The following is a 4,748-nucleotide window of genomic DNA, read 5'->3' on the forward strand; positions in this document are numbered from 1 at the left end:
ATTTTCTTTGTTATGTCAAGTTTTCTCTATACCAAATTAGATGAGCTTACCCTGGTTTGTTAGATGGAACTTTGTACCAAAGTATCATTGATGATTCGGGGATTCAAAGCAAGCAGCGACTAGTAGTGTTGATGACTTGTAATACCACAGAAAGATTAGACCCAGCGATGTTACGCAAGGGACGAGTAGACTTGATATACGAGTTTACCGAGAGATTTGTCTAGTAGGGAAGTGAATTTTGCCGCCCATATATCGGCCTAATTTTCTGCCCAAAGTCAAAAGGCGTCAATACCTATTCATCGGGGAATCATAGACAAGCGATCGCCTTGGCTGAAAAACTACTCAAAATTCTCATCAAAATTGTCTTTCCAGAAGATGCGCCTGCTGTCAAACTGTTAAATCTCCCCTCAATCGAGCCGTTAATTTTGCTGCAAAAGTCAGGGGGTACTATGAATTGTATTCAAAAATTCAATGCATTTTGACAATTAAGCTTCTTTAATATTCCAGATTTTTGGGACTCTAGTATCCTAGACATACAAACCTTTGGACAAATTGATATCAGTTTGATTTTGTCAGATTGGGGAAATTCCCCTATCAATAGCCCCATGAGGCTGAGGTACAATGCAAAGAAATATTTAAATTATGAGCGCCGATCCACATGATCTCATCAGAAAACAACACCACATCCACCGATAAAAGCCTAGAAGCAATGCGGCATTTTTCCGAACAATATGCCAAACGGACTGGAACCTACTTCTGTTCGGAACCTTCTGTCACCGCAGTGGTAATTGAAGGACTAGCCAAACATAAAGATGAACTAGGTGCGCCCTTATGTCCCTGTCGCCACTACGAAGACAAAGAAGCTGAAGTCCACGCTACATATTGGAACTGCCCTTGTGTACCCATGAGAGAACGCAAAGAGTGCCACTGTATGCTGTTTCTCACACCCGATAACGAATTTGCTGGAGATCAACAAGAAATTTCTCTAGAAACAATCAAAGAAGTGCGAGACAGTATGGGATGAGCGAAATGATGTCCCAAGAGTTTTGGCAAGGCGTAGAACAATTCAACTCTGGACAGTTCTACGCCTGTCATGACACTTTAGAGGCTTTGTGGATAGAAGCAAGCGAACCAGAAAAAACCTTTTATCAAGGCATTTTACAAGTTGCTGTGGCACTATATCATTTGGGTAATCGCAACTGGCGAGGTGCAGTGATTTTACTAGGAGAAGGCAGTAACCGCCTGCGACGCTACCCATCTATTTATGGTGGCATTGATGTAGACGAGTTATTGAGTCAGAGTGCAGCATTGTTGACGGCATTACAAAATACTGAAGCAGATAAGATTAGCACTGGGAACTGGGATGAAAATCAGTTCTTGCCTTTGCCTAGAATTGTCCTCATGAACGATTAGTCAGGTAGTTTGGGGTAAAAAGTGGGGAATGGGGCAACTGTCCTCTTCCCCATTATGCTGATCGGACTTTTCTACATCCCGTAAAAAGTCAGTTCCTAGAACTGGTAGACTTACCAAAGCGTTCTCATGCAAGGAACAGTTTATACATCACCGTAGCCAACTAAATTGCAAATGTCTCAAATGCCACCCGCACGGATTCAGATGCAGTAGAGATAAAATTGAGCTTTTCAAAACCAATAACCTTCCCATCTTGATCCTTCATCAACAACACCTCATCCCCCGTTTCTTCAACCTCATATTCATCTTCGGGATTGCCAAAACAGACAAGTGGAGTATTATCAGTTTTGTCGTGAAAAACTTTTACTTGTGCCATATAACTTCTCCTTCTTTAATCGCACCTGTTCGATATGCTGTCCTCAAAAAGCCTTCACCATTCAGTCGTTTAGATTACTTCCCATTAACCTTGGCACAGGGGTCACACCTTCTCCAATCCTTGAAAAAATGAGAGTTACGCTAAGATGCTGCATATTGGCGAAACCTTGTTGCTGGGCAAAGCGTCAATATTTCAGCCAGCAGTTATCCCAAGTTATTCCAGAAAGTAGATTTTATCTCTGGACAAAGTAATTGAGATAAGTGGTATACAAGCTGATATCCTAAATTCGTAATTAATCTATGACCACCTGCTATCAATTGCCGATATCACAAATACGTCGTTTTGGATTAGCCTTAATGCTACCAGCTGCACTCTTGGGTGCGTTGACATTTCCTACCCAAGTCCAAACGGCTACTGCACAAGCATCAGGCGACAATCGTCCCTTAACCATCCGTTCTGATGTACAAGAATACAATGCCAACACTGAAGTAATTACAGCTCGTGGCAATGTACAAATGTTGTATCCGGCTCGCCAACTGCAAGCAACTGCTGCTCAAGCACAATATTTTAATAGAGAGCGTCGCATTGACTTTAGTGGTAACGTTTATATTTTGCAACAGGGCGTCAATAGTATGCGCGCCGAGAGAGTGACTTATTTGATTGACGAGGGACGGTTTGTGGCTTTACCTCAAGCCAATCGTCAAGTAGAGTCCACTTACATGGTGAATGACACTGAAATTGGTGGACAAGCTACCACACCAGCCCCTGCGACACCAAGTTTAAACTTGTCTAATTAGCATTAACCAGTAAGTAAAGGCGCGAATCGTGAAAATTGTTTTAGAAAACATTCACAAATCCTACGGTAAGCGAAATATCGTCAATCGCGTCAACATTTCCATTGCCCAGGGTGAAGTCGTTGGGTTACTAGGCCCTAATGGTGCAGGTAAAACGACGACTTTTTACATTGCCACTGGTTTAGAAAAACCTAATCAGGGAAGAGTTTGGCTAGATAGTCAGGAAATAACCGATCTGCCTATGCATAAAAGGGCTCAATTGGGCATTGGCTATCTAGCTCAAGAAGCAAGTGTTTTTCGCCAATTGTCGGTACGGGATAATATACTTTTGGTGCTAGAACAAACGAATGTGCCACGATGGGAGTGGTCAAGGCGAATGCAAACTTTATTGCGGGATTTTCGCTTGGAAAAAGTAGCCAATAGTAAAGGAATACAACTATCTGGTGGCGAACGCCGTCGGACGGAATTAGCCAGGGCTTTAGCCGCAGGGCCAGAAGGTCCAAAGTTTTTATTTTTGGATGAACCTTTTGCTGGTGTTGATCCCATTGCGGTTTCCGAGATTCAGCACATTGTTGCCGGATTACGCGATCGCGGCATGGGTATCTTAATTACAGATCATAATGTCCGCGAAACTTTATCTATTACTGACCGCGCCTATATCATGCGTGAGGGACAAATTCTCGCTTTTGGTAATGCTGATGAACTTTATAACAACCCGTTAGTACGTCAATACTATTTAGGCGATAATTTTCAAGCTTAATTAAAATAATTAATTATTAAAAAGATAATTTTAATTTTTAGCTCCCTTAATTTCATCTTTATTAGTCTGATTGTTAATTACTAAGTTTAAAATCATATATTTGTACTTTATTTCGCCTGGAGTGTTCATACTTAATTTTAAAAATTTCTTATGATATCAAAAAAGCTCAAATTTTTTTACAGCCTCAATTCACTGCTGCCTTTTACAATCATGGATCGCTACCTAACCAGTGAATTGGTAGCACCATTTTTATTTGGTGTGGGAGCTTTTTCATCACTGGGCGTCACTATTGATGCTGTATTTGAGCTAGTGAGGAGAATTGTCGAATCTGGACTGCCAGTAAACATTGCTGTTCAGGTTTTTTTATTAAAATTTCCCAATTTTATTGTCTTAGCCTTTCCCATGTCCACGCTGCTGGCTACTTTAATGACTTATAGTCGTCTTTCCAGCCAGAGTGAACTGATTGCCCTGCGTGGCTGTGGAGTCAGTGTCTATCGCATGGTGCTAACTGCGGTGATGTTGAGTCTTTTGGTTACAGGACTGACATTTGTGTTTAACGAGCAAATTGCACCAGCAGCAAATTACCAAGCAAGTATTACTCTTGAGAAAGCTTTGAAGTCAGACAAACCGATTTTAAAGCAGCAAAATATTTTCTATCCCGAATACCAAGAAGTTGAGCAGCCAGATGGTAGTAGAAATAGAATATTAGCGCGCTTATTTTACGCCGACCAGTTTGATGGTCAGCAAATGAAAGGTCTGACAATTATAGATCGCACCACCGAGGGTCTGAATCAAATACTTGTGTCAGAATCTGCCGAGTGGAATCCTGGTCAAAATGTGTGGGATTTTTACAACGGCACAGTTTATTTAGTAGCTCCCGATCGCTCTTATCGCAATATCTTACGATTTGAACACCAACAACTGCAACTACCGCGGACACCATTAAATTTGGTAGAGAGAAGCCGAGACTACGGCGAAATGAATATTGCTGAGTCCCTAGAACAATTAGAAATAGAACGTATTGGAGGCGATCGCCAAAAAATTCGTAAACTGGAAGTACGTATTCAACAAAAATTTTCTTTGCCATTTGTCTGTGTAGTCTTTGGCTTGGTAGGTGCCGCAATGGGCAGCATACCCCAACGGACTGGACGAGGGACAAGTTTTGGTGTCAGTGTAATCGTGATTTTTACGTATTATTTAATTTTCTTTATTAGTGGTGCAATGGGACAAGCAGGGATTTTCTCTCCCTTCATAGGTGCTTGGTTGCCTAACTTCCTGTTTTTAGGAATAGGTTTATTTTTATTAATGCGGGTTGCAGGACGTTGAGGGAGTAGGGAGTAGGGAGAGGGACAGGGGGACAAGGGGACAAGGGGACAAGGGGACAAGGGGACAAGGGGACAAGGGGACA

General features: G+C 41.8%; 6 protein-coding genes and 2 pseudogenes. 7 read left to right on the forward strand and 1 reads right to left on the reverse strand.

Annotated features, from left to right (window positions below):
- Window positions 1-56: 56 nt before the first annotated feature.
- The 4 genes and pseudogenes from ACM0OS_RS28370 to ACM0OS_RS28385 all read left to right on the forward strand — a co-directional run.
- Window positions 57-224 (forward strand): annotated as a pseudogene (locus ACM0OS_RS28370) (AAA family ATPase); the annotation flags it as partial.
- A 48-nt stretch (window positions 225-272) separates the two neighbouring features.
- Window positions 273-392: pseudogene (locus ACM0OS_RS28375) on the forward strand (pyridoxal-5'-phosphate-dependent protein); the annotation flags it as partial.
- A 266-nt stretch (window positions 393-658) separates the two neighbouring features.
- Window positions 659-1,024: a ferredoxin thioredoxin reductase catalytic beta subunit gene (locus ACM0OS_RS28380; RefSeq protein WP_414546518.1), complete on the forward strand. Its 366-nt coding sequence runs from the start codon at window positions 659-661 to the stop codon at window positions 1,022-1,024.
- Window positions 1,021-1,413, forward strand: a complete 393-nt coding sequence (locus ACM0OS_RS28385) for a DUF309 domain-containing protein (protein ID WP_414546519.1) — start codon at window positions 1,021-1,023, stop codon at window positions 1,411-1,413. Before ACM0OS_RS28380 ends, ACM0OS_RS28385 begins: the two co-directional genes overlap by 4 nt.
- Window positions 1,414-1,573: 160 nt before the next feature.
- On the opposite strand, the gene ACM0OS_RS28390 is transcribed toward ACM0OS_RS28385, so the two are convergent.
- The gene (locus tag ACM0OS_RS28390) at window positions 1,574-1,786 is read right to left on the reverse strand and encodes a DUF2283 domain-containing protein (protein ID WP_414546520.1); all 213 of its coding nucleotides are present in this window, start codon (window positions 1,784-1,786) and stop codon (window positions 1,574-1,576) included.
- Between the two features lie 299 nt (window positions 1,787-2,085).
- On the opposite strand from ACM0OS_RS28390, the gene ACM0OS_RS28395 reads away from it, so the two are divergent.
- From ACM0OS_RS28395 to ACM0OS_RS28405, 3 genes are all read left to right on the forward strand, one after another.
- Window positions 2,086-2,583 (forward strand): OstA family protein, encoded by a 498-nt coding sequence (locus ACM0OS_RS28395; RefSeq protein WP_414546521.1) that lies wholly within the window; start codon window positions 2,086-2,088, stop codon window positions 2,581-2,583.
- Between the two features lie 28 nt (window positions 2,584-2,611).
- Window positions 2,612-3,340, forward strand: coding sequence for an LPS export ABC transporter ATP-binding protein (gene lptB, locus ACM0OS_RS28400; RefSeq protein WP_414546522.1), 729 nt, complete (start codon window positions 2,612-2,614; stop codon window positions 3,338-3,340).
- Window positions 3,341-3,550: 210 nt separating this feature from the next.
- A complete protein-coding gene (locus tag ACM0OS_RS28405) occupies window positions 3,551-4,666 on the forward strand; it encodes an LptF/LptG family permease (RefSeq protein ID WP_414546523.1) in 1,116 nt (371 codons plus the stop codon).
- The last annotated feature ends 82 nt before the right edge of the window (window positions 4,667-4,748 follow it).

The organism is Nostoc sp. CCY0012 (assembly GCF_963920855.1).
Classification (GTDB): Bacteria; Cyanobacteriota; Cyanobacteriia; order Cyanobacteriales; family Nostocaceae; genus Cyanocohniella.